The sequence below is a fragment of the Stenotrophomonas sp. S41 genome, assembly GCF_016624625.1.
In the GTDB taxonomy this organism is placed as follows: Bacteria; Pseudomonadota; Gammaproteobacteria; order Xanthomonadales; family Xanthomonadaceae; genus Stenotrophomonas.
Genome location: NZ_JACVTV010000066.1, coordinates 1 through 23,371, shown reverse-complemented (window position 1 = coordinate 23,371; position 23,371 = coordinate 1). Strand labels below are relative to the sequence as shown.

Annotated in this window: 19 protein-coding genes; 10 read left to right on the top strand and 9 right to left on the bottom strand. The window is 69.5% G+C overall.

Going from position 1 to position 23,371, the window contains the following annotated elements:
* Window positions 1-134: 134 nt before the first annotated feature.
* Window positions 135-1,658, bottom strand: a complete 1,524-nt coding sequence (locus IAE56_RS13970) for a thioredoxin family protein (protein ID WP_200752937.1) — start codon at window positions 1,656-1,658, stop codon at window positions 135-137.
* Between the two features lie 132 nt (window positions 1,659-1,790).
* On the bottom strand, window positions 1,791-2,756 hold the full coding sequence (locus IAE56_RS13965) for a LysR family transcriptional regulator (protein ID WP_234456082.1): 966 nt from the start codon (window positions 2,754-2,756) through the stop codon (window positions 1,791-1,793).
* Between the two features lie 37 nt (window positions 2,757-2,793).
* Here IAE56_RS13965 and IAE56_RS13960 point away from each other — a divergent pair, with 37 nt between their 5' ends.
* Window positions 2,794-3,555, top strand: a complete 762-nt coding sequence (locus IAE56_RS13960; protein ID WP_200752935.1) for an SDR family oxidoreductase — start codon at window positions 2,794-2,796, stop codon at window positions 3,553-3,555.
* A gap of 19 nt (window positions 3,556-3,574) precedes the next feature.
* Here the strand turns inward: IAE56_RS13960 and IAE56_RS13955 are convergent, their stop codons facing one another.
* Complete coding sequence (locus IAE56_RS13955) at window positions 3,575-4,024, bottom strand: GNAT family N-acetyltransferase (protein WP_200752934.1); 450 nt, start codon at window positions 4,022-4,024, stop codon at window positions 3,575-3,577.
* A gap of 55 nt (window positions 4,025-4,079) precedes the next feature.
* Between IAE56_RS13955 and IAE56_RS13950 the strand changes: the two genes are divergently transcribed.
* The 9 genes from IAE56_RS13950 (at window position 4,080) to IAE56_RS13910 (ending at window position 15,123) form a co-directional block, all read left to right on the top strand.
* Complete coding sequence (locus IAE56_RS13950; protein WP_200752933.1) at window positions 4,080-5,015, top strand: TIGR03571 family LLM class oxidoreductase; 936 nt, start codon at window positions 4,080-4,082, stop codon at window positions 5,013-5,015.
* A gap of 108 nt (window positions 5,016-5,123) precedes the next feature.
* Entirely contained in the window at window positions 5,124-5,435 is a 312-nt protein-coding gene (locus tag IAE56_RS13945; protein WP_200752936.1) for a DUF3817 domain-containing protein, read from the top strand.
* Window positions 5,436-5,556: 121 nt separating this feature from the next.
* On the top strand, window positions 5,557-6,765 hold the full coding sequence (locus IAE56_RS13940; RefSeq protein ID WP_200752932.1) for an MFS transporter: 1,209 nt from the start codon (window positions 5,557-5,559) through the stop codon (window positions 6,763-6,765).
* A complete protein-coding gene (locus tag IAE56_RS13935; protein WP_200752931.1) occupies window positions 6,762-7,955 on the top strand; it encodes an isochorismate synthase in 1,194 nt (397 codons plus the stop codon). The genes IAE56_RS13940 and IAE56_RS13935 overlap by 4 nt, the downstream gene beginning before the upstream one ends.
* Window positions 7,952-9,601, top strand: coding sequence for an AMP-binding protein (locus tag IAE56_RS13930; RefSeq protein WP_200752930.1), 1,650 nt, complete (start codon window positions 7,952-7,954; stop codon window positions 9,599-9,601). The genes IAE56_RS13935 and IAE56_RS13930 overlap by 4 nt, the downstream gene beginning before the upstream one ends.
* A complete protein-coding gene (locus IAE56_RS13925; protein ID WP_200752929.1) occupies window positions 9,601-10,233 on the top strand; it encodes an isochorismatase family protein in 633 nt (210 codons plus the stop codon). The genes IAE56_RS13930 and IAE56_RS13925 overlap by 1 nt, the downstream gene beginning before the upstream one ends.
* Window positions 10,233-10,490, top strand: coding sequence for a phosphopantetheine-binding protein (locus IAE56_RS13920; RefSeq protein WP_200752928.1), 258 nt, complete (start codon window positions 10,233-10,235; stop codon window positions 10,488-10,490). Before IAE56_RS13925 ends, IAE56_RS13920 begins: the two co-directional genes overlap by 1 nt.
* On the top strand, window positions 10,487-14,374 hold the full coding sequence (locus IAE56_RS13915) for a non-ribosomal peptide synthetase (protein ID WP_200752927.1): 3,888 nt from the start codon (window positions 10,487-10,489) through the stop codon (window positions 14,372-14,374). The genes IAE56_RS13920 and IAE56_RS13915 overlap by 4 nt, the downstream gene beginning before the upstream one ends.
* On the top strand, window positions 14,365-15,123 hold the full coding sequence (locus IAE56_RS13910; RefSeq protein ID WP_200752926.1) for a 2,3-dihydro-2,3-dihydroxybenzoate dehydrogenase: 759 nt from the start codon (window positions 14,365-14,367) through the stop codon (window positions 15,121-15,123). Before IAE56_RS13915 ends, IAE56_RS13910 begins: the two co-directional genes overlap by 10 nt.
* Before the next feature lie 174 nt (window positions 15,124-15,297).
* Here the strand turns inward: IAE56_RS13910 and IAE56_RS13905 are convergent, their stop codons facing one another.
* The 6 genes from IAE56_RS13905 to IAE56_RS13880 all read right to left on the bottom strand — a co-directional run bounded on the left by IAE56_RS13905 (window position 15,298) and on the right by IAE56_RS13880 (window position 23,273).
* Window positions 15,298-16,749 carry an esterase-like activity of phytase family protein gene (locus IAE56_RS13905; RefSeq protein ID WP_200752925.1) on the bottom strand — a complete coding sequence of 484 codons (1,452 nt, stop codon included), beginning with the start codon at window positions 16,747-16,749 and terminating at the stop codon, window positions 15,298-15,300.
* A 35-nt stretch (window positions 16,750-16,784) separates the two neighbouring features.
* The gene (locus IAE56_RS13900) at window positions 16,785-19,103 is read right to left on the bottom strand and encodes a TonB-dependent receptor (protein WP_200752924.1); all 2,319 of its coding nucleotides are present in this window, start codon (window positions 19,101-19,103) and stop codon (window positions 16,785-16,787) included.
* 269 nt (window positions 19,104-19,372) lie between these two features.
* Entirely contained in the window at window positions 19,373-19,753 is a 381-nt protein-coding gene (locus IAE56_RS13895; protein WP_200752923.1) for a DUF2894 domain-containing protein, read from the bottom strand.
* Window positions 19,743-20,381, bottom strand: a complete 639-nt coding sequence (locus IAE56_RS13890) for an OmpA family protein (protein ID WP_108769056.1) — start codon at window positions 20,379-20,381, stop codon at window positions 19,743-19,745. Before IAE56_RS13890 ends, IAE56_RS13895 begins: the two co-directional genes overlap by 11 nt.
* Window positions 20,378-22,609 (bottom strand): DUF802 domain-containing protein, encoded by a 2,232-nt coding sequence (locus tag IAE56_RS13885; protein WP_200752922.1) that lies wholly within the window; start codon window positions 22,607-22,609, stop codon window positions 20,378-20,380. Before IAE56_RS13885 ends, IAE56_RS13890 begins: the two co-directional genes overlap by 4 nt.
* A 10-nt stretch (window positions 22,610-22,619) precedes the next feature.
* Window positions 22,620-23,273, bottom strand: a complete 654-nt coding sequence (locus tag IAE56_RS13880) for a DUF3348 family protein (RefSeq protein WP_200752921.1) — start codon at window positions 23,271-23,273, stop codon at window positions 22,620-22,622.
* Window positions 23,274-23,371 lie beyond the last annotated feature (98 nt).

The following is a 23,371-nucleotide window of genomic DNA, read 5'->3' as shown; positions in this document are numbered from 1 at the left end:
CACGAGCAAGGCGCCTACGAGCCCCCATGGATGGGTTCACGGCGTGTCCTGGACAGCCCCTCCCGCCTCCGCAAGCCCGTATCAACAAAAGCGCCGCGGCATCGCACCAACCCGCCAGAGCTTTCAAACAAAACTCAGCTCAACCAACCGCGGCACGCGCTGTCGATCTGCTCGCCACACGCCTGCTGCATCCGCTGCTGCAACCGCGCCAGCGTCTCCGCGCCCTGGTGCTTGCCACCCCAGGCCTTCAACTGCACCGCCAGCCGCTCAAAACGCTGCTTCGTGCGCTGGTGGTAGCCCGACGGCTGCGCCTGCAGCTCGGCAATCAAGGCATCGGTGGCCTGTTCGATGCGCGGGGCATCGTCCGGGGCCAGCCGCAGCAGGCCTTCCACATACAGCACGCCCCACTGCACGCGCGTGGCCGGGCCCTGCGCGCCGTCGTAGGCGCGCTTCAGCCACTCCAGCGCACCGGCGGTGTCGCCGCGCTTCTCGGCCAGTTCGGCCAGTTCGGGCATGTAGTAGTACGGCTGCTCGCTGCGCTTCAGCTCGGCCAGCAGCAGCGACTCGGCGCCGGCGTCATCGCCCACTTCGCGCAGGGCGTAGACCGCGCTGCTGATGGTGGCCTGGCGCGCGTGCGCGTCCGTGGCCGCGGCATCGGCGGCGGTTACCCGCTGCTTCACCCGCTGCACCAGCGCCGCAGGCAGTGCACCTTCGGGCTGCTGCTGGCGGGCCAGCGAGACTTCGGTCAACGCGCGCGACAACGCATCGTCGGCACGGTTGCCGCGCTCGGCGTCGGCGCGGTCCAGGGCAACCAGCAGCTGCTGGCCCAGCGTATTGCTGCTGGCCGGGCCCGCGCTGGCCTGCTTCACCAGGTTGGCACCGGCATAGCCCAGCAGCTCGCGGTTGCGACGCACTTCGGTGGGTTGCGCCAGCACCGCCTGCAGCAGCTCGCGGACTTCGGTCGGCGGCGTGGTCGGCTTCTCCGCGGTGGCCAGGGCCAGCAAGGCGAAGCGACGCTGCAGGGCGGCGTCCGGCGCGGCCTTGGCCAGCTGGCGCAGCACCTCGTCTGCCTTGCGCTGGCCGGCCAGGCGGTTCGCATCGACTTCCCAGCCATAGTCGCCCAGCACTTGCCAGTCTTCGGCGCCCAGCTTGGCCGGGGTTGAGAGGGCAGTGGCCAGGGTCTCGGCCACGGCGCTGCGGCGGCTGGCGGCCACGGTCAGGGTGCGGGTGAGTTCGGCGGCGTCGTTGCCACCGGCCACGCGGGTGATCTCGTTGCGCTGCGGGTCGAGCACGATCAGGGTGGGGTAGCCGCGCACGCCGAAGCGCTCGCCCCAGGCCTGCGCGCCTTCCTCGTCGCCATCCAGGTACACCGGCACGAACTTGCCGGTCAGCGCGATGAAGGCAGGATCCTTGAACAGGCCGGCCTTCAGCTGGTTGCACGGCGGGCACCACACCGCGCCCCAGTACAGCAGCACCGGCTTGCCGGTCTCGGCGGCTTCGTTGAACGCATCGTCGACATCGCCCTGGCGCCAGGCAATGCCCGCTGCAGGCGCGGCTTCGGCGGCCTTCGCGCTCGCCACCGGCGCCTGTGCGGGAGAACAGGCGCTCAGCGCGGTGGCCAGCAGCAACAGGGGAAGGGCAGCGCGCATCGGCAGCATCTCGAAGGAACGGGGGTGAACGGCCATTGTAGGAAGCTCGCCCGCCCGTGCTGATGCAGTTTGCTTATGACCGGCTTGCAGGACGCTATATGCGGGGGCTGCGGCGCCGGAGCTGCCGGCCAGCGGCCGGCACTACCGCATTTCCGCTGCCAGCAGGCCGGCCAGCCAGGTCATGAATGCCTCGACCCGCCGTGGCAGGTGGCGGCGCTGCGCATAGACCAGGTTCACCGGCATCGGCTCGGCCAGGCAGTCCGGCAGTACTTCCACCAGACGGCCGTCGCGCAGCGCTTCGCGTGCGCCCATCTCCGGCACCTGGATGATGCCCAGTCCGGCCAGCGCGGCGGCGCTGTAGCCATCAGCACTGTTGACCGTCAGCGCGCCGCGCATCGGCCAGGTCTGGTAGCGCTGGCCATCGAAGTACTCGAAGCCCGGCGACCGCTGGCCGAGGGTGCCCACGTAGTGCACCAGCAGATGCTGGTCGAGGTCGGCCAGCTCGCGCGGCGTGCCGTGTGCGGCCAGGTAGGCCGGGCTGGCCACGTTGAGGATGCGCATCTGCCCCAGCGGCCGTGCAATGAGGCTGCTGTCGTCCAGTGTGCCGACCCGCAGCACGCAGTCGAAGCCTTCGCGCACCACGTCCACGCGGCGGTCGGTGGCGCTCAGTTCGACCTCGATGCCCGGGTGCAGGGCGAGGAAGGCGGGCAGCTGCGGAATGACCAGGTTGCGGGCCATGCCGCCGGGCATGTCCACCCGCAGGCGGCCGCTGAGCTCGCTGGTCTCGTGGCGGAACAGGTTCTGCAGCTCATCCATGTCGTCCAGCAGGTCGTGCGCGCGTTGCTGCAGCTGCGCGCCGTCGGCGGTCAGGTGCACGCGGCGGGTGGTCCGGTGCAGCAGCTGGGTGCCCAGTTCGGCCTCCAGCCGGGCAATGGCCTGCGAGACGCTGGCCTTGGGCAGGCCCAGGCTGTCGGCGGCGCGGGTGAACGAGCCCAGTTCGGTGACGCGCAGGAAGACGCGCAGGGTGTCGAGGCGGTCCATGGATTGTTCGTCTGGCTTGAACAGTAAAATCAGGATCGCGCGATTTATGCGCGCAGGCAATCCCAATAGTCTGGCCACACTTCCTCCCAGACAGGTGCCCGCCATGACTACTTCTTCCCGTGTCGTCCTCATCACCGGTGGCAGCCGCGGCCTCGGCCGCAATGCCGCGCTGGCCCTGGCCGCCGACGGTGCCGATATCGTGATCACCTACCGCTCGCAGGCCGACGCCGCCGCCGAGGTCGTGCAGCAGGTGCAGGCGCTGGGCCGCCGTGCGCTGGCCCTGCCGCTGGACGTGGCCGACAGCTCCGCATTCCCGGCCTTCGCCACCCAGCTGCGCGATGCCCTGCAGCAGTGGGGCGTCACTGGCCTGCAGGGCCTGCTCAACAACGCCGGTGAAGCGTTGTACGCGCCCATCGCCGAGACCACCGAGGCGCAGTTCGATCACGCAGTGGCCGTGCACCTGAAGGGGCCGTACTTCCTGACCCAGGCGCTGCTGCCGCTGATCGCCGATGGCGGCCGCATTCTCAACGTATCCAGCGGCCTGGCCCGCTTCTCGCTGCCGGGCAGCTCGGCCTACGCGATGATGAAGGGCGGCATCGAGGTGTTCACCCGTTACCTGGCCAAGGAACTGGGTGCGCGCGGAATCACCGCCAACACGCTGGCACCGGGTGCGATCGAGACCGATTTCGGCGGCGGCCGCGTGCGTGACGACGCGCAGATGAATGCGATGGTCTCGTCGATCACCGCGCTGGGTCGCCCGGGCCTGCCCGACGATATCGGTCCGGTGGTGGTGGCACTGCTGTCGCCGTCCACCGGCTGGGTCAATGCCCAGCGCGTGGAAGCCTCCGGCGGCATGTTCGTCTGACCGCCCGCGCGGTGACGTATCAGGAGGCGGCGAGGCTCAGCGGCTGGTAGACCAGGCCGTTGAATTCGCCGACCTCGCCATCGATGACGAAGCCGTAGCGCTGGTAGGTTGGTACCGCATTCAACGAAGCGCGCACGCTCATCGCCGGTGCGCGCAGCTGCGGCAGCACCGCCTGCAGCAGGGCATGGCCGATGCCCTGGCCCTGGCAGGCGGGATCGACGAACAGCATCGCCAGGTGGCGGCCTTCCTTCAGCTCGATCACGCCGACGATGTCGCCGTCCTGCTCGGCGACCAGGATGTGATTGTCACCCTGCAGCCGCTCGGCGAAGGCATCGGCGGCGGCCACCTGGGTGAACGTTGCCACGCCCTGTGCGCTGAGCGACGGCGCCACGGCTTCGGTGAAGGCGGCCATGCAGATCGCGCTGATCGCGGCCAGGTCGTCGGGGCGGGCGGGGCGGATGGGATGCATGCAGTGTTCCTTCCATGATGACGTGCGGGCGCACCGCACACGATAAGCTCGGCGCATGAACCACTTCAATGCGGCCCATGCACGGGTGTTCCCGCAACACGGCCTGAGCCTGGGCCTGATGACGCCGGTCGCTGCACACGGCCTTGCCGACGTTGCCGAAGCGCAACGCATCGCGCGCCTGGCCGACGATCTTGGTTTCGCTGCACTGTGGACCCGCGATGTGCCGCTGATGGTGCCGCAGGGGCCCGATGCCACGGCGAGTGCGCTGGATGATCCTTTTCTCTGGCTTGCGCTGCTGGCCGGCGCCACCACGCGTATTGCAGTGGGCACCGCCGCCATTGTGCTGCCGCTGCGGCATCCGCTGCACGTGGCGAAATCCGCGTTGAGCCTGGACCGGATCAGTGGCGGACGTTTCGTGCTGGGCCTCGGCTCGGGCGATCGCCCGGAAGAATTCGCGGCGTTCGGTGAAGATCTGGAGGGCAGGGCGGCCACGTTCCGCGAGCGATGGTCGCTGCTGCGTGCGGCGTTGTCGCCGGACGAGGCCGAGCGGGCGCGGCTGCGCGACGCCACCGGTGGGTTCGACGTGCTGCCGCCAGCGCAGGCGTGCATTCCGATGCTGGTGGTCCGCACGGCGCGGCAGAGCCTGCAGTGGATCGCCCGCGAAGCGGAAGGCTGGGCCACCTACCACCGCGAAGAGGCAGCGCAGGAGGGGCGCATCGGGCTGTGGCAGCAGGCGCAGGGCGCTGGCAGGGCCAAGCCGTTCGTGCAGTCGATGCTGCTGGACCTGCAGGCCGATCCGCAGGCACCGGGTGAAGCGCTGCCGCTGGGCCTGAAGGTCGGCCGCGATGGGCTGCGGGCCTATCTGCAGCGCGTGCACGCGCAGGGCGTGGCGCACGTGATGTTCAACCTGGTGGACAACGGGCGGTCGTTGGATGAGGTGTTGCGGGAGATTGCTTCGGTAGGTGTCCACCTTGGTGGACACGTTGTTTGATTTCCGTGTCCGCCGGGCATGGCCCGGCGCTACCGTTGCGCGCGTGCATCTGCGTATCATTCGCGTTTGATCCTGTTGCCGGAGCCGCGCGTGACCCGACGTAACCCCATGCATCCGACCGGGCGGCTGTTCGCCGTGGTCGCCTTCATCGAAGCGCTGACCTGGGCTGGCCTGCTGATCGGCATGTGGCTGAAATACGGCCCTTACGCCAATGTTGCCCTGGTCAAAGTGTTCGGCCCGCTGCATGGCGTGGCCTTCATGGTCTATGTCGCGGTCACCCTGTTCGCCGCCATCCGCCTGCGCTGGCCGTGGTGGGCCAGTGCGCTGGCGCTGCTGGCGGCCATCCCGCCGCTGGTGACCCTGCCGCTGGAGTGGTGGTTCCGCCGTCGCGGCCTGCTGGAGCTGCGCAGCCCTCGTTGAGACGCTGCGTTACCCAGCCGTTCGAGCGAATGGGTATCAAATGCAAATACGAGCCGTTATCATTTGATGATGCCTTCACCCCTGCCGGGGTCGGCACCTTCTTTGAAACGGCTGGTGTTCCATGCATGCACGTCCCGTCGTCGCCGGTCTGCCGGCCCTGGTCCTTGCCGCCCTGATCGGCACGATGGCGATGATGTCGTTCGTGGCGGTGATCGGGCCGGTGGTGCGCCTGCTCGGCCTGTCCGAATGGCACGCCGGTCTCTCCGTCACCGCCGCCGGCGTGCTGTGGATGCTGGCCGCGCGCCCCTGGGGCCGGCTGAGTGACCGTATCGGCCGCAAGCGCGTGCTGATTCTGGCCATGGCCGCCTACACCGTGATTTACGTCGCCCTGGCGGTGTTCATCGATGTTGCCCTGCAGGTGGTGCCGCCGGTGCTGGTGTCGGTGCTGGTGCTGGTGGGCGCACGCGGCTTGATCGGCCTGTTCTATGCGGCCGTGCCGCCCACCGCCGCCGCCCTCATCGCCGACCAGGCCCCCGCCGGCCAGCGTGCGCAGTTCATGGCGCGGCTGGGCAGCGCCAATGCGCTGGGCATGGTGCTGGGGCCGGCCGCTGCTGGGTGGCTGGCGTATCGCAATCTTCCGATGGCGCTGTACGTGGCGGCGCTGCTGCCGCTGCTGTCGCTGGCATTGATCGCCTGGCGCCTGCCGGCTACGCCGCCGGTGGCCGCTGCACAGGCGCGTGCCCGCGCACCGATGTCGCGGTTCGATGCCCGCCTGCGCCTGCGCCTGCGCCTGCCGCAGCTGGCGGCCTTCCTCGGCATGGTCTCGGTGACCATCGCCCAGGTCACCGTGGGCTTCTTCGCCATTGATCGCTTCGCACTCGATGCCGCGGCCGGCGCACGCATGGCCGGCATCGCCCTCACAGCGGTAGGCGTGGGCCTGATCCTGGCGCAGGTGCTGGTGATGAAGCTGGAGGTGCATCCGCGCCGCTGGATCATGATCGGTGCGCTGATCGCCGGGCTCGGCTTCGCCTCGGTCGCCGCCGTGCAGCAGCCCTGGCAGTTGCCGGCGGCGTATGCGTTTGCGGCGTTCGGCATGGGCTTTGTCTTCCCCTCGTTCCAGGCGTTGGCCGCCGATGCGGTGCAGCCCCACGAACAGGGCGCGGCTGCCGGTACCGTTGCCGCCGCGCAGGGGCTGGGCATGGTGGCCGGCCCGATGCTGGGCACGCTGTTGTACCGCGCGGGCGCCAGCCTGCCGTATCTGCTGGTGGGCGTGCTGCTGTTGCTGCTGTGCGGCCTGGCCATGGCCCACCGCGCAAAGGAGACCGCATGAACGATTCGCTGATGCAGGGGGCGTGGCCGGAGGCTGCGCCGCCGCCTGCCCACCACGCCGACGAAGCCGCGCTGTTCCTGCTGCAGCACGCCGACCAGCAGCTGCATGCGCGCGGTTGCCGCGCCAGCCTGCCGACCGGTGCGCTGGCCAGCCTGGCCGAGCGGGTGGATGCCTTCTTCGCGCAGCAGCGCGGCGGCCCGGGCCTGCTGGTGGGGGCAGTGCCGTTCGAGCCGCGTGCGGACGATGCGCTGTACCAGCCCGAGCGCGTGCTGCCCGGCCTGCGACCGCAGCATGTCGCTGCGCCGGCCCTGCCCGGCGCGCTGCAGCCGCAGCCTACGGCGCAGGACTATGCGGCGGCCGTGGCCACTGCCGTGCAGGCGATGCGTGCGCCCGATGCCAACCTGCACAAGGTGGTGCTGGCGCGCAGCCTGTTGGCGCACACCGATCTTCCCGTGGCACCTGACATGCTGCTCGCACGCCTCGGCGCCGATCCCTCGGTGGCGACCTACGCCGTGCCGCTGCCGGTCGAGCCGGGCCAGGCGCCAGCGTGGCTGGTCGGCGCAACACCGGAGCTGCTGCTGCGCAAGCGCGGCGCGCAGGTGCTGTCGCATCCGTTGGCCGGCTCCGCCCGTCGCAGCAGTGATCCTGCCGAAGACCAGCGCGTCGCGCAGGCGCTGCTGGCCTCGCGCAAGGACCATGACGAACACCGCCACGTGGTCGAGGCCATCGTCGATGGCCTGGCGCCGTGGTGCAGCCGCGTCGAAGCGCAGGCACAGCCGGTGCTGCATGCCACGGCCAGCATGTGGCACCTCGGCACGCGCATCCACGCCACGCTGAAGGATCCCGCGACGCCCGCCGCCACGCTGCTGGCCGAACTGCACCCGACGCCTGCGGTCTGCGGGACGCCACGCCAGGCCGCACTGCAGCGCATCCGCGAACTGGAACCGGTGCCGCGCGGCTTCTACGCCGGTGCGGTCGGCTGGCTGGACGCACAGGGCGACGGCGACTGGTACGTGGCGATCCGCTGCGCACGCCTGCAGGGCACGCAGCTGCGGCTGTTCGCCGGTGCCGGCATCGTTGCCGACTCGCAGCCGGAGGCCGAAGCGGCCGAGACCGGCGCGAAATTCACTGCCTTGTTGAACGCCCTGGGTGTGCATGACCCGGCGCCCCTGATCGAGCCCATGCCATGAACAACGCTGTCTCCCCGCGGCTGCCGCTGCAGCAAGTCTGGCCCGAGGATCGGGTCGCGCGCTATCGCGCCGCCGGCCACTGGCGCGGCGAGACCTTCCCGGCCTTCCTCCGCGAGCGGGCAGAGCAGTATGCCGACGAGATCGCGGTGGTGGCCGGTGACGTGCGCCTGAGCTATGCACAGCTGTGGCACGAGGCCGGCCGCATCGGTGCCGGCCTGCTGGGCCTGGGCCTGCAGCCGGGTGACCGGGTGCTGGTGCAGCTGGGCAACACCGCCGGCTTCATCACCACCGTGTGCGGCCTGTTCCGTGCCGGCCTGGTGCCGGTGTACGTGCTGCCGGCGCATCGCCTCACCGAACTGGTGCACTTCGCGCGCAAGGCCGAAGCCAGTGCCTACATCACCACCGATGTGCATGAAAACTTCGACCACCGCGGACTGGCGCGTGCGTTGCAGGCGGACGTGCCGGGCATCGCGCATGTGGTCATCGATGGCGAGGCGGACGGGTTCATCGCGCTGGATGCCCTGCAGGGTGACAGCAGCGCATTGCCGCCGGACCCCGACCCGCAGTCGGTGGCCTTCCTGCAGATTTCCGGTGGCAGCACCGGGCTGTCCAAGCTGATCCCGCGCACCCACGACGACTACATCTATTCGTTCCGCGCCAGCAACGCGATCTGCGGCATCGACCGCGACAGCGTCTACCTGGTCGCGCTGCCGGCGGCGCACAACTTCCCGATGAGCTCGCCGGGCTTCTTTGGCGCACTGTATGCCGGTGCCCGCGTGGTGCTCAGCCCCGGCCCCGGCCCGGATGCCGCGTTCCCGCTGATCGCCCGCGAACGGGTGACCTGCTGCGGCCTGGTGCCGCCGCTGGCCCTGCTGTGGGCGCAGGCCGCAGCAACCAGCAAGCACGATCTGTCCAGCCTGCAGGTGCTGCAGGTGGGCGGTGCCAAGCTGGTGCCGGAAGCGGCGCGGCGGGTGATCGATGGCCTGCGCTGCACCCTGCAGCAGGTGTTCGGCATGGCCGAAGGCCTGGTCAACTACACGCGGCTGGATGACCCCGAAGACCTGGTCGTGGCCTGCCAGGGGCGACCGATCAGCCCGGATGACGAGGTGCGCGTGGTCGATGACCACGACCAACCCGTAGCCGAGGGCGAGGTGGGACATCTGCTGACCCGTGGCCCGTACACCATCGGCGCGTACCACAACGATGAAGTGGCCAACGCGCGCGCCTTCACCGACGACGGCTTCTATCGCACCGGCGACCGCGTGCAGCAGCTGCCGGATGGGTACCTGGTGGTGCAGGGTCGCGCGGGCGACCACATCAACCGTGCCGGCGAGAAGATCTCCGCCGAGGAGATCGAGGACCATCTTCTGGCCCATCCCGCCGTGTTCGACGCGGCGGTGGTGTCCATTCCCGATGACTACCTGGGCGAGCGCAGCTGTGCCTTCGTGATCCAGCAGGGCGAGCCGATCAAGGGCCCCGCGCTGAAGGCCTGGATGCGCGGCCGCGGCCTGGCCGCGTTCAAGGTGCCCGACCAAGTGGTGTTCGTGGACAGTTTCGACACCACGGCGGTCGGCAAGATCAGCCGCCGTGAACTGCGCGCGCAGCTGCGTGCGCGTCATCTGCAACAGACAGGAGGAACGCGCTGATGGCGCTGCCCCGCATTACCCCATACCCCTTGCCGACTGCCGCCGAACTGCCGGCGCCGCGCGGCCCGTGGCGCCCGCAGCGTGATCGCATCGCCTTGCTGGTGCATGACATGCAGCGCTATTTCCTGGCGGCGTTCGACGCCGGTGCCGAACCGCTGCAGCCGGCGGTGGCCAACATCGCGCGCCTGCTGGCGCATTGCCGTGCACACGGCATTCCGGTGTTCTACACCGCCCAGCATGGTGACCAGGACCGGCGCGACCGCGGCCTGCAGGCCGACCTGTGGGGCCCGGGCATGCGCCGCGGCGAGGAGCACGAACCGATCATCGATCCACTTGCCCCGCAGGCGGGTGAGCACGTGCTGGTCAAGCATCGTTACAGCGCCTTCCAGCGCAGCAACCTGGAAACCCTGATGCGCGTGCGCGGCCGCGACCAGCTGCTGGTGACCGGCGTGTATGCGCATATCGGCTGCACGGCCACCGTGGTCGAGGCGTTCCAGCGTGACATCGAGGCCTTCATCGCCGCCGATGCGGTCGCCGATTTCTCGCGCGGCGACCATGACCAGGCGCTGCACTGGATCGCCCGCACCAGCGGCGTACCGATGACCACTGCGCAGCTGCTGGAGGTGCTCTGATGACCGCGACCAATGATGTGCTCGACCTTGAGCGCATGCGCGCCGATGTGGCCCGCGTGCTCGACTGCGAGCCGGCCGATATCGGCGACGACGACAATCTGATGGACCTCGACCTGGACTCGATGCGCATGCTCGGCCTGGTCCTGGCCTGGGGCAACACCGGGCTGCCGCTGGAGTTCTCGCAGCTGGCCGAACACAGCACGCTGCGCCAGTGGTGGGCGGTGGTGCAGAAGCTGCAGGCGGCGCAGCAGGCATGAACGCCGTGGGGCTGGCGATGCCGGTAGCGCTGACCGAGGCGCAGTCGGGCCTGTGGTTTGCCCAGCGCCTGGCACCGGACAATCCCTCGTTCAATACGGCCCATGCCGTGTGGATCGAGGGTGCGCTGGACGTCGACGCGTTCGTGGCGGCCGCCAACCAGGCTGCTGCTGAAGCGCAGGCGTTCGCGCTGCGTTTTGCCGAGGGTGAGGACGGTCAGCCGCTGCAGTGGCACGACGCCGCCCATGTACCGTTGTTGTCAGTGCGCGATGTGTCTTCCGAAGCGGACCCCGCTGCGGTGGCGCGTGCCGCGATGCAGGCCGATCGCCTGGCGCCGGTGGATCCCAGCCGAGACCGCATCAGCCAGCAGGTGCTGTTCGATCTGGGCGGGCGGCGCTGGGTCTGGTACCTGCGCGTGCACCACTTGGCCGCCGATGGCTATGGCATGGCGTTGTTCAGTGATCGCGTGTGTGCGCTGTATGCGCGGCGCGAGGGCGAGCCATTGCCGCCGCTGGTTGGGGTGCTGGCCGATGACGCCGCCTATCGTGAAGACCCCCGTCGCGGCCTGGCGGGCCAGTGGTGGCGCGAACAACTGCAGGGCGCGCCTGCCGGTGCGGGGCTGGCCGGGACAGTAGCGGCCAGCGACGATGCGCTGCGTTTCGTGCAGCCGCTCGATGCATCCTTCCGTGACCTGCTGCTTCAGACCGCGGTGCGCTGGCTGCAGCCGTGGCCGGACGTGCTGGCCGCGCTGTCGGCCGAGTACCTGCGGCGGATGAGCGCGACCGAGGAAGTCGTGCTGGGCGTGCCCTACATGGGGCGCCTGGGCAATGCCTCGGCACGGGTGCCGGCCATGGTGATGAACGTGCTGCCGCTGCGGGTCGCAGCGGGCGAGGGCAGCGTCGAAGACGTTGTGCGCGGCATCGGCCGGCAGTTGAGCCAGGGGCGCAAGCAGGGGCGCTACCGGGGCGAACAGCTGCGTCGTGACCTCGGCCTGGTCGGTGCGCTGCAGCGCCTGCACGGCCCGCTGGTGAACGTGCAGCCGTTCTACAGGCCGCTGGCGCTGCCCGGCGTTGCGGCCACGCTGGAGGTGCTGTGCACCGGCCCGGTGGATGACCTGACCCTGGGCTTCCGCGGCGACGGTCAGACCCTGCTGGATCTGGAGATCGAGGCCAATCCCGCGTTGTACAGCCGCGACGACGTGCAGGCGCACGCCACCCGGCTGCTGCATTTCGTGGCGGCCGCGTTGCAGGCGCCCGCCATCGCCGACGTGCCCTTGGCAACGCCCGAGGAGGCGCAGCGCACGGTGCACGGTTTCAATGCCACTGCCCATGCGCTGCCCGAAACCACCCTGGTGGAGCTGCTGCAGCAGGGCATGGATCGTGATCCGCAGGCGACGGCGCTGGTCTTCGCTGACACCGCACTCGACCACGGGACGCTGGAAGCGCGCAGCTTCGCGCTGGCGGCCCAGTTGCGCGCGCTGGGCGTCGGCCCGGGCAGCGTGGTCGCGGTAGCGTTGCCGCGCTCTCTGGAGCTGGTGGTCGCGCTGGTGGCCGTGCTGCGTGCCGGCGCCGCTTACCTGCCGCTGGATCTAGCCCACCCCGATGAACGCCTGGCGCGCATCCTCGCCTCGGCGCGACCGGCCTGCGTGCTGGCCGAGGCCAGCGTACAGGCACGGCTGGGCGAGGTGCCGGTGCTGGCGCCCACGCAGTGGACCGCACTGAGTTTTGCCGCGCCGTGGGTCCCGCCATCGCCGGACGATGCGGCCTATGTCATCTACACCTCCGGCTCGACCGGTGAGCCCAAGGGCGTGGTCATCGAGCACCGTGCCATCGTCAATCGCCTGCTGTGGATGCGCGAGCACTACGGCTTCACCGCCGATGACCGCGTGCTGCAGAAGACCCCGGCCACGTTCGACGTGTCGGTCTGGGAGTTCTTCCTGCCGCTGCTGTGTGGCGCGACCCTGGTGCTGGCCGGGCCGGAGGCGCATCGCGACCCGACCGAGCTGGCGCGGCTGATCCGCAGCCACGACATCAGCACCGCTCATTTCGTGCCGTCGATGCTCGACGCGTTCCTTGCCGCGCCGGCATCGCAGGGCCTGCAGCTGCGGCGGGTGTTCACCAGTGGCGAGGCGCTGGACGCCGCGCTGCGTGATCGCTTCCACGGCCGGGTGCAGGCGGAACTGCACAACCTGTACGGCCCGACCGAGGCCGCGGTCGATGTGAGCTGGTGGCCGGCGTCCGCCGAGGATCGCTCGCGGCCGGTGCCGATCGGCTTCCCGGTGTGGAATACCCGCCTGTATGTGCTGGATGCGCGCATGCAACCGCTGCCGGTCGGCGTGCCGGGTGACCTGTACCTGGGCGGCGTGCAGCTGGCGCGTGGCTACCTGGGTCGCGATGACCTGACTGCCGAGCGCTTCCTGGCCGATCCCTTCCTGCCCGGGGAGCGCATCTACCGCACCGGCGATGTCGCGCGCTGGCGTGCCGATGGCGCGGTGGACTACCTCGGCCGCAGCGACCACCAGGTCAAGCTGCGCGGCCTGCGTATCGAGCTGGGCGAGATCGAGGCCGCGCTGCGCGAACTGCCTGGCATGGACCGGGTGGAAGTGCTGCTGCGCCACGACGCGCCGGGCGATGCGCGGCTGGTGGCCTACGTCCCATCGTCGTGCGCGGATGCCGCGGTGCTGCGCAGCCATCTGGCCACGCGCGTACCGGATTACATGCTGCCCTCGGCCTTCGTCGGCGTGGACCACTGGCCGGTAACGGCCAACGGCAAGCTGGACCGCACGGCGTTGCCGAAGCCGCCACAACAGGAGGTCGCCGGGCTGGCGCCGCGTACGCCGCTGGAGCAGGAACTGGCAGAGCTGTTTGCACGCGCGCTGGGCCGCGAGCTGCCGGTGGCCGTGGACGCGGACTTCTTCAGCCTGGGGGGCGATTCGCTGTCGGCCGTGCACCTGCTGCTGGCCATCGAACAACGCTGGCGCTGCGATCTTGGTCTGGGTGCACTGTTTGCGCAGCCGACCGTCGCCGCGCTGGCCGCACGCATTGCCGAGCCTCCGGCGCTGGCCGACCACGCGCTGGGCCCGGTGATTGCACTGGCCACGGCGGAAAGCGCCGCGCCGCCGCTGTTCGTGGTGCACCCGGCCGGTGGCATTGCCTGGAACTACCGCACGCTGGCACGTGCGCTGCAGCCTGCGCGCACGGTCTACGGCCTGCAGTCGCCGGCGCTGGACCCGCAGCAGGCGATGCCGTTCAGCATCGAGGTGATGGCCAACGACTACGTGCGCCGCATCGCCGAACTGCAACCGCAGGGGCCGGTGCATCTGCTGGGCTGGTCGGTGGGTGGCATCCTGGCCCAGGCCATGGCGGTGCGCCTGCACGAGATCGGTCGCGAAGTGGGTGAGCTGGTGCTGCTGGATGCCTATCCCAGTGAATGCTGGCGGGCCGAGCCGGAACCGGATGCCATCGCGGCGCTGCGCGCGCTGCTGGCCATCGCCGGCCACGATCCCGATGCCCACCCGGAGCTGGACAGCCGCGAGCGCATCCTCGCCTTCCTGCGCCGCGGTGGCAGCGCACTGGGCAGCCTGCCGGACGTGGTCCTGGACGGGGTGGTGCGTGCCGTCACCGGTACCAACCGTCTGATCCGCGAGCACCACCATCGCCCGTATGACGGAACGCTGGTGCATGTTCGTGCGGGCCGTGACCACCAGGCGCGGCCGCAGCTGCAGTCGGCGCTGTGGATGGCACATGCGCGCAAGGTGCAGGCGCTGGAACTGCCATTCCTGCACGCCGAACTGACCGGCCGCGATGCGGTGGCACAGCTGGCGCCGTGGTTGTCGACACGGCTGCGGCAGTGGGATGAAGAACAGGAGATCGCAGCATGCAGTTGACCGGGTTTGAAGGGCGCGTGGCGCTGGTGACCGGCGCCGCCGGTGGCATCGGTGCAGCGCTGGTAAGGCTGCTGGCCGATGCGGGATGTACTGTGGTGGCGACGGATCGTGAGTGTCCTGTGCTTGACGACCCACGGGTTCACGCACGTGCGCTGGACGTGACCGACAGCGCGGCGGTGGATGCGGTGGTGGCGGATGTCGAGGCGACGGTTGGCCCGATTGCGCTGGCCGCCAGCGTGGCCGGCGTGCTGCACGTGGGTGAGGTGGTCGGCACCGGCGATGAGAACTGGCGACGCGTGTTCGCGGTCAATGCCGATGGCGTGTTCCATGTCGGCCGTGCGCTGGCGCGGGTGATGTCACCGCGGCGCCAGGGGGCGATCGTCACCGTCAGTTCCAATGCGGCCGGCGTGCCTCGCCATGGCATGGCCGCCTATGCAGCATCGAAGGCGGCAGCCACCATGTTCACCCGCTGCCTGGGGCTGGAGCTGGCGCCGCTGGGCATCCGCTGCAACATCGTCGCCCCGGGTTCCACCCTGACCCCGATGCAGACCGGCATGTGGGACAACGCGCAGGGCGCTGAACGGGTGATTGCTGGCAACCTGGACACCTACAAGGCTGGCATCCCGCTGCGCAAGCTGGCCACCCCGGAAGACATCGCCCACTCGGTGATGTTCCTGCTCTCCGACCAGGCTGGCCATGTAGCGATGAGTGACCTCTACGTCGACGGCGGCGCCACCCTCCGCGGCTGACGCCCTGTAGAGCCGAGCCTACGCTCGGCTGCCTTTTCGTGCCACCGTCGCAGCCGAGCATGGGCTCGTCTCTACAGAAGATTGCGAATTGATCCGGTAGCGCCGGGCCGTGCCCGGCGGCAGTCCACGGCAGGTGTCGATTTCCGGTAGCGCCGGGCCATGCCCGGCGTTGGGTCACGGCAGGGACAGGCGGTACACCAGCACGCGGTTGTCGTTGTCGTAGGCGCTGTCACAGGTTTCGCCCTGCATGCGGCAGTGGCGGGCGATGAAGTCGTTGTCGTTGCCGATCAGCAGCAGCACGTCCTTCGGGTGCTGCGGGTCGAGCGCGGGCAGGATGTCCATCGCCTCCCACTTTTCCGACATCAGTCCGGCATGCGGGCCGCGCGCGGTCTCCAGGTCCAGGCCGACGCGTGCCAGTTGGGGGCGATCCAGCAGGTTCAGCAGTTCATCGCTGCGTGCGGGGGTGATGCCTTCCTTCAGCACCGTGCTGGCAGGGTCGGCCAGTACCGACGCCGTGCCGGTCTCATACGCGGTGCCGGCCAGATTGCTTGCCTCGGCCACGTCCACCAGCAGCACGGACTTGTAGACGATCGGGTCATCGCCGTCCTTGCCGAGGCCGTTGCCATCGCGGGCCAGCAGCAGGAAGCGATGGGCATCCAAAGCACGCAGTTCGCTCTGCGCGGCCGTGCGGTCCAGCTTGCCCTCGCCGTCGTGCGCGTAGGCGGGCAGGGCCATCACGTAATGGCCCATCGGCTGGCGCGGCGTCGGCGAGGTCGTCACGTCATAGACCAGCACGCGGGTGTTGACCCGCCCGGCCGCATTTCCCTTTGCACTGTCCTGCAGGGTGGCGCTCTGCAGGGCCACGAACAGGCGGCTGCCGTCCGGCGACAGGCCCATGCCTTCCACGCCCTGGTTGTTGCGGCGGCCGCTCTGCGGCGGTGCCAGCGAGCCGAACGCAGGCTTGCCATCGCTGCGCGGCTGGATCGCCACGGGCGGCACGATCACGCCCTGCAGCTGCCCTTGGGCATCGAAGTAATAGACGTTGGCGGTGTACTCATCGCCCACGTAGAAATGGCCATCGGCAGTAAACTGCAACGATTCGGCGTCCAGCGAGACCTTGCCCGCGCCCACGCCATCGGCCGGGGAGGGCAGCACCACCTCGCGCTGGGTGATGGTGTGCTGACCCGGGGCCGCACCGGTGAAGGGTTGTCCGTTGAAGTCCTTCAGCACCACGCCCTTGTCCGGCACGAGGGTGACCGTGCCGGGCCCGCCGGCACGCAGGTCGATGCGCAGGCGCATGCGCTCGACGCGGCCGGCATAGTCATAGAACAGGCCAGCCTCGGGATCATTGCGGCCGCGGTCGGGCAGGGTCCACAGCACGCCCTCGTAGCCGCTGGCGGTGCGCTTCCAGGTGCCTGGCTGCACCGCCAGTGAGGAGAACGAGCCCAGCGTATCGCCGAGGAAATCCACCGTGCCCGCCGGCAACCGCCCGGCCGCGACCAGCCCCTTGTCCACGTAGGTACGGCCGCCCAGCTGAAGCGTGCGCGGCGGCACGCCACTGGCTTCATGCGGGGCGGTGTATCCACTGGCGGAGAGGGTGGCCAGCAACAGGGCGGTAGCAAACATCGGTGGATTCCTCGGGATCGTTCGGGGCGCTTGGCTTAGAAGCGCACGTCGATGGTGCCGAACACCTGGCGCGGCGCCGACGCATGGAACACGTACAGCTTGCCGGTCGGATCGCTGGCGGCGAACACGCTCGAATCCAGGTTGCTGGCGTAGCGCTTGTCGGTCAGGTTGGTCACGTTCACCGACAGGCGCACGCTCTTGGCGAAGCCGACCTGGCCGAAGTCGTAGCCGCCGGCCATGTCGAAGACGGTGAAGCCGCCGAAGCCCTGGTCGTTGGTGTAGGTGTAGAAACGCTCGCCGGTGTACTTGCCGCGCAGGCTGGCGAACCAGCCGTTGTCACGCCAGGTGATCTCGGTAGCCAGCAGCTGCTTGGGCGTATCGGTCTGGATCTTGCCCTTGATCGGCTGCTCGACGCCGGCCTGGACGTAGTTGGAGGCGTAGGTCGAACGGTTCAGCGAGGCCGAGGTGTACCAGCTGAAGTGCTCGTTCGGGGTCCACAGCACGGTCAGTTCCGCGCCACGGCTGTCGACACCGCCGACGTTGTAGAAGCGGTTGCCGCAGGCCGGGCCCACCGGCTGGCGCGAGTCGCAGGGGTTGTACTGCAGCAGGCGGTTGTCGAAGCGCACGCTGTAGGCCGCAAGCGAGGTCTGCAGGGTATCGGTGACGAAGCGGTAGCCGGCTTCGATCGAACGCGATTCTTCCGGCTTCAGGTTGCCCTGTGCATTCCAGGTGGCCTGGCTCACGGCCTGCGGGCCCAGCTTGAAGCCGCCCTGGAACATGGCGATGTTCTCGGCGTAGCTGGCGAACACTTCGTGGTGGTCGGTGATGCGGAAGTTGGCGCCGACGCTGGGCAGGAAGTTCTTGCTGGCCTTCAGCGTGCCGGTCGCGAACTGGTTGTTGGAGCTGGCCGAGATCGGCGTCTTCGCATCGCCCGGCAGGGCCTCCGCATCAGAAGTGGCGTGCGGGCTCTTGGCGCCGAACTCCAGGGTCAGGCGATCGTCGAGCAGGCGCCAGGTGTCCTTCAGGTAGAACTGGTGGGTCTTCCAGCGGGTGCGCTGGGCGAACACGCCGGTGTCGGCCTGGCTGGTGTTCATGCCGCTCATGTCACGCGGGCCGTCCACCGCGGTCTGGTAGCGTTCGGCGCTGCTGGTGTTGCGCTCGTACCAGACGCCGCCTTCGATGCGGTGCGCGCCCAGGTCCCAATCGAACGAGAGCGTGCCGCCGTCGCGGTCGATGGTGTAGATGGTGTTGCGGAAGATGATCGGGATTTCCTGCGCGGTGCCCTTGTGCGAGTACGCGCCGCTGTTCCAGTTGTGGCCTTCGCCGCGGTCGTCGTGGTGGTAGGCCACGGCGCGCAGGCTGAAGCCATCGGCGATGAAGAAGTCGCCGGTCAGGTAGTACAGGTTGTCATCGCGCAGGATCTGGCCGGCGGTGAAGGCGCCGTCGGCGTCCTTGTCCGGGCCGCTGCTGTCGCACTTGCTGGCATTGAAGCTGGCGGTGTTGCAGTAGGCCTTGGCCACGGCCTTGTTCCAGTCCGGCGCGTAGCCGCCCCAGTCCCAGCCCAGGCCGCGCGCCATTTCGTCCTTGGACAGGTAGAAATAGTCGGCCTGGCTGGTGCGCGAGGTGTTGACGAAGCCGGTGATCTGGCCGCCGTCGAAGTTCCACATGCCCTTGGCATTGAACTGCTTCGTGGTCGATTCGTTGTAGGCGGTCTGGTCGTTCCACAGGTCCGACACGGCGTTCATGCCCGACACGTAGCCGGAGAAGCCGTTGTACTCGCCGCTGTCCACGCGCACGAAAGTGCGGCGGTTGGCATCGCTGCCGAAGGTCTGAACGACGCGGCCACCCAGCTCCTTGGCCGGGCGGTCGGAGGTGTAGGAGATGGTGCCGCCCAGGTTGCTGGTGGACGGTGTGCCGAGGCTGCCGATGCCCACGGCCAGTTCGGCGCCGGCCATGTTCTCGCTGATCAGCGCACGGTTGATGGTCAGACCGTTGTAGTTGTTGTAGGCGCCATCGCCGAGCGGCACGCCATCCAGGGTGTAGCCCAGGCGGGTGGAATTGAAGCCGCGCAGGCTCAGGGTCATCGACTGTTCGTTGGTGCCCAGCGCATCGGCCGACTGCGCGTTGACGCCCGGCAGCAGGTTGAGTGTCTTCTGCAGGCTGGTGCCCGGCGGCAGGATGTCGAGGTTCTCGCGGGTGATGCGCTGCACCTGGCGCGCTTCACCGCTGCCGATCACCGAGACGGCGTCGAGGTCGGTTGCGGAGGCGGTGCTGGAGGTCGGGGCAGCGTCCTGCGCCCAGGCCGCGGGAGCAAGCGCGATGGACAGCGCGGCGGCCAACATAGTCTTCGTCATGTTACAGACACTCAGGCAGGCACGAGCCACCGCATGTGTGCGGAGCTCATGGAGTTCGGGAGGGGAGACAACGGATGCGACCGCTGGCGCTGCAGGCGCCGCGTGGTCAACGTGAAAATGGTGCGCTACATAGATGACTGTCTGGTGACATTGTCATCTGCGGTACAGCGCATTGCGGCGGTAGTGCCGGCCGCTGGCCGGCAAACGCATGGCGATGCGTGGTGATGCACGGCTGCCGGCCAGCGGCCGGCACTACCGAGGCAACGAGCTCAGCCCGCAGTACGGGGCTTGCGCGTGCGCTTGGGCTTGCCGGTGTCCGCGGCGCTGGCTGCACCATCCTGCAACGCCTGCAACCAGGACAGCGTGTCGATGTAATCGATGAAGTGCCGCAGGTAGCCGGGGCTGGTGGCCTGCATCGTGTCCAGCATGCGCTGCACCAGCACCGCGGAATTCAACGGGCCGCCATCGGCCGGGGCCTCGGCGCGCAACGAGCGGCGCACCTGCACTTCACTGCGCAGCGCGCTCCACTCGCGGCGCACCTGGTCCAGCATCGGCAGCTGCGGGTAATGCGGCAGGCTGCGCGAGCCCGCATCCAGGTCGCGCACCAGTGCGCGCAGGCCGTCCCGTGGCGGCTGCGGCTTACTTGCCATCAGCGGCCTTCGGCTTGGGAATCGGTGCGATCTCCACGCGGCGGTTGCGCGCACGGCCGGCTTCGTCGGCGTTGGAACTGACCGGCTGCTCGCTGCCGAACGCGGCGGCAAACACCGCATCGGCCGGAACACCATCGGCAATCAGCGTGCGGGTCACCGTCAGCGAACGCTGTGCGGACAGCTCCCAGTTGTCGGCGAAGCGGCGGTTGCCATCGCGGATCGGCGCGTCATCGGTGAAGCCGCTGACCATCAGGATCTCTTCACGCGAGCCCAGGTACGCCGCCAGCGGTGCGGCCAAACTGCGCAGCAGCTCCTGGCCTTCCGGCTGCAGCTGGTCCGAGTTGAGCGCGAACAGCACGCTGCCGCTGATGCCGATCCGGCCATCGACCAGGGTCACGCGGCCAGCAGCCAGGGGGCCGGCCAGCGCCTGCTCCAGGGTCTGCAGTCGCTTGGCTTCGGCCTGGCGCTGCTTCACTTCCTGGTCCAGCCGCTGCGAAAGTTCCAGCTGCACCGCCACCACGCCGACCAGGATCAGCACGAAGGCGCCCAGCAGCACCGACATCAGGTCGCCGAATGCGGCCCAGATCGGGGCGTGTGAGCCGCCGTCGACCTCCAGTTCGTCGCTCATGCGCTGCCGGCCTTGCCACGGCGCGTGGCCAGCTGCTGCAGTTCCTCCATCACCTGCTTCTGCGACAACAGGCTGAGGTCGACCACCTCGCGCGCCTGCGCCACGTAGTAGGCCAGCTGCTCATCGCTGCGCGCCAGCGAAGCGTCCAGCGCGCCGCCGATCTGTTCCAGGCGCCCGGACAGCTCGGTGGAGGCCGCGCCGAACTGCTCGACGGCGGCGCCGAAGGTGCCGGCCAGTTGGCCGACCTCCGCCGCGCTGCCGCTGAGGTGCTCGGCGATGCCGTCGAGCTTGCCGGTCTCGGCGGCGATGTGGTCGGTGAAGCGGCTGCCGACCCGTTCCAGCAGCTCGGCCGATCCGCCCACCAGTGCGTCCACGGCGCTGCGCTGTTCGTGCGAGGCGTGGTTGATCGCCTCCAGCAGCGTCTGCACGGTAGCCAGCAGGTGGCCGCGTTCTTCCAGCATCTTGTTGTCGCGCACCAGGCTCTCGGACAGGGTGCTGCGCAGTTCGTTGATGACCTCGGCCGCAGCCTTGGGGGCGTCGGCGGCGGTCTGCAGCAGGGTGGAGACTTCGGCCAGGGTAGCGCTGGCCTGCGCGCGGCCGTTCTCGCCGATCTGCTGCGCGGTGCTGGCCAGGGTCTCGCAGACCTGCTGCTGGCGCTCGGCCAGGCCCTGCGCGATGGCATCGAGTGCCGTGCTCCACTGCTGCAGGCGCTGCGCGTCGCCAGCCTGCAGCTGGGTCTGCAGGCTGGCATGTGCCTGCTGCAGCTCGGTGGCCACCGCATCCCAGCGCGCCTGGCGCTGCTGTTCGCGTGCGTCCAGGCCCGCCTGCAGCTCGGCATGTGCGTTGGCGGCGGCGGCCTGTGCGGCCTGCCAGTCCTGCGAACGCTGCGCCTCGTGATCCTGCAGCAGCGACTGGCCCGCGGCATGGCGCTCGTCCAATGCCTGCAGCAGGGCTTGCGCCTGCGTGTCCAGCTGTGCGCCGACCGCCTGCAGTGCCTGCTGCTGGCGCTCCACCAGCGCGGCGTTCACTGCCCGCTGCTGTTCCGCGGCAGCACGCCACGCTTCGGTGTTGCCGGCGGCGTCGGCCTGCAGGCGCTCGCCGATGCGTGCGAGCACGGTCTCGGCCTGCGCGCCCTGGCCCTCGCTGAAGGCCTGCAGGTGCTGGCGCAGATCGGCCACCAGTGCCTGCTGGGCCTGGGTCTGCTCGGCCACGATCCGGGCCCAGCTCGCTTCGGTAGCCACGCGGCTGCGCTCGAAGCCTTCGCTGAGGCCGGCCAGCTGCTGCTGCACAGCGCTTTCGACGCGCGCATGCAGCGCCTGGCCATGGTTGGCCAGTCCTGCCAGCGTGGTTTCAGCCATCGGCTGCAGCGCGCCGGCAATGGCGGCGGCACTGGCCTCGGCGCCTTCGCGCAGCGACTGCTGCAGCGAAACCGCCAGTCGTTCCTGCAGTGCCTGGCTGTGGGTGAGGAAGTCGGACTGGCCGGTCAGCAGGCGCTCGTTGGCGGCCGTGCTGTGTTGTTCAAAGGCGCTGGTCATCGCCTGCAGGCGGTCCACCAGTGCGGGCAGGGCGGCCGACTGCGCCTGCAGCAGGCGCAGCGACTCGGCGCGCTGCCAGGCCTGCGAATACGGGTGCAGCTCGCCGACGATGGCGCGGTCCAGCTGCTGCACGACCTGCAGGCGGTCGCGGCGCAGCAGCGCGGACAGCAGGCCGAGCATCGCCGAGCTGGCCACACCGGCAATCGAGGTGCCGAAGGCCACGGCCAGGCCCTGCACCGGCGAGGCCAGCGAGCCGCGGATGGCGGCCATGTCGGTGGCGCTCTGCAGCGCAAGGCCGGTGCCGCGCAGCGTATCCATCATGCCCAGCAGGGTGCCGAGCATGCCCAACAGCACCAGCAGGCCGACCAGGTACGGGGTCAGCACCGGGCCGGGCAGGGCGATGCGCTCGCCTTCCACGCGCAGGCGCACAGCGTTGCGCAGGCCCACCGGCACGCGCTCCAGCCACGGCGCCAGGGCGTCCTTCGCCGCACCCAGGTCGTTCAGTGCGGTGCGCAGCCCGTTGCTGGCCTGGCGATAGCGGTACAGCTCCACGCCGCCGGCGATGTAGCAGGCCGCGATGATCGCCGCCACCGCCGCGCCCAGCGGGTGCACCGCCACGTAGCCGATGCCGATCCAGCACACGGCCAGCAGGCCGACAAGGAAAACAACGACATGGAATGCAGTTCTGGACATGGTGTTCCGGTCAGTGGGAGCGCAGGGCTGCAAGCAGCCCGTGGATCGGGTGGAAGCGCAGTTCAAGCTCGGCCAACAGCAGGCTGCGCATGTCAGTGCGGAAGGACGCGCGCCAGCCGGGCTGGCCGTGCACGCGTTCGAAACGGGCGGCCAGCACCGTCGGCGCGGTGGCCAGCAGGCTGTGCTCGCGCGGGGTCAGGGTCTGTTCCATCACCGCGTCGACCTCGGCCAGCCGCGCCAGCTCCGGCGAGACCTGCACCAGCTGGTCGCGCAGGCGCCCGCGCAGGCGTCCGGTGGCGGTCTGGATGGCCTGCTGCAGCACGCGGTAACGCTGGCGCAGCGAGGCGAAGTTGGCCTGCGCGGCAGCCTCGGCCAGGTCCAGCAGACGCTCGGCCTCGGCATCCTCGCGGATCGAGGCCAGCAGGCTGGACTCGGCCTGGGCGCAGTCGGCCAGCAGGTCCTCTACCGCTTCGGCGGCCTCACCCGGTTCGGGCAGGCGGCCGTCCAGCGCCCCGGACAGGGCCACGGCACGGCTCCAGTCCACCCACTGGCCGAGGCGATCGGTCAGGGCGGGACTGCTGGCCGGCATCGCACCGTCGCTGAGACGGGCAAGCAGGCGGAGGAACTCCGGTCCACCCAGGACCGGCTGCGCGGCGTTCGCCATCAAGTAGCCAGGGGCCAAAAACCGTTGATTTTACAACCAGATGACCGCCTCTGGATGAAGGGGGCGGGCGGCCGATGGCGGGCATGGCAGGGGAGGGT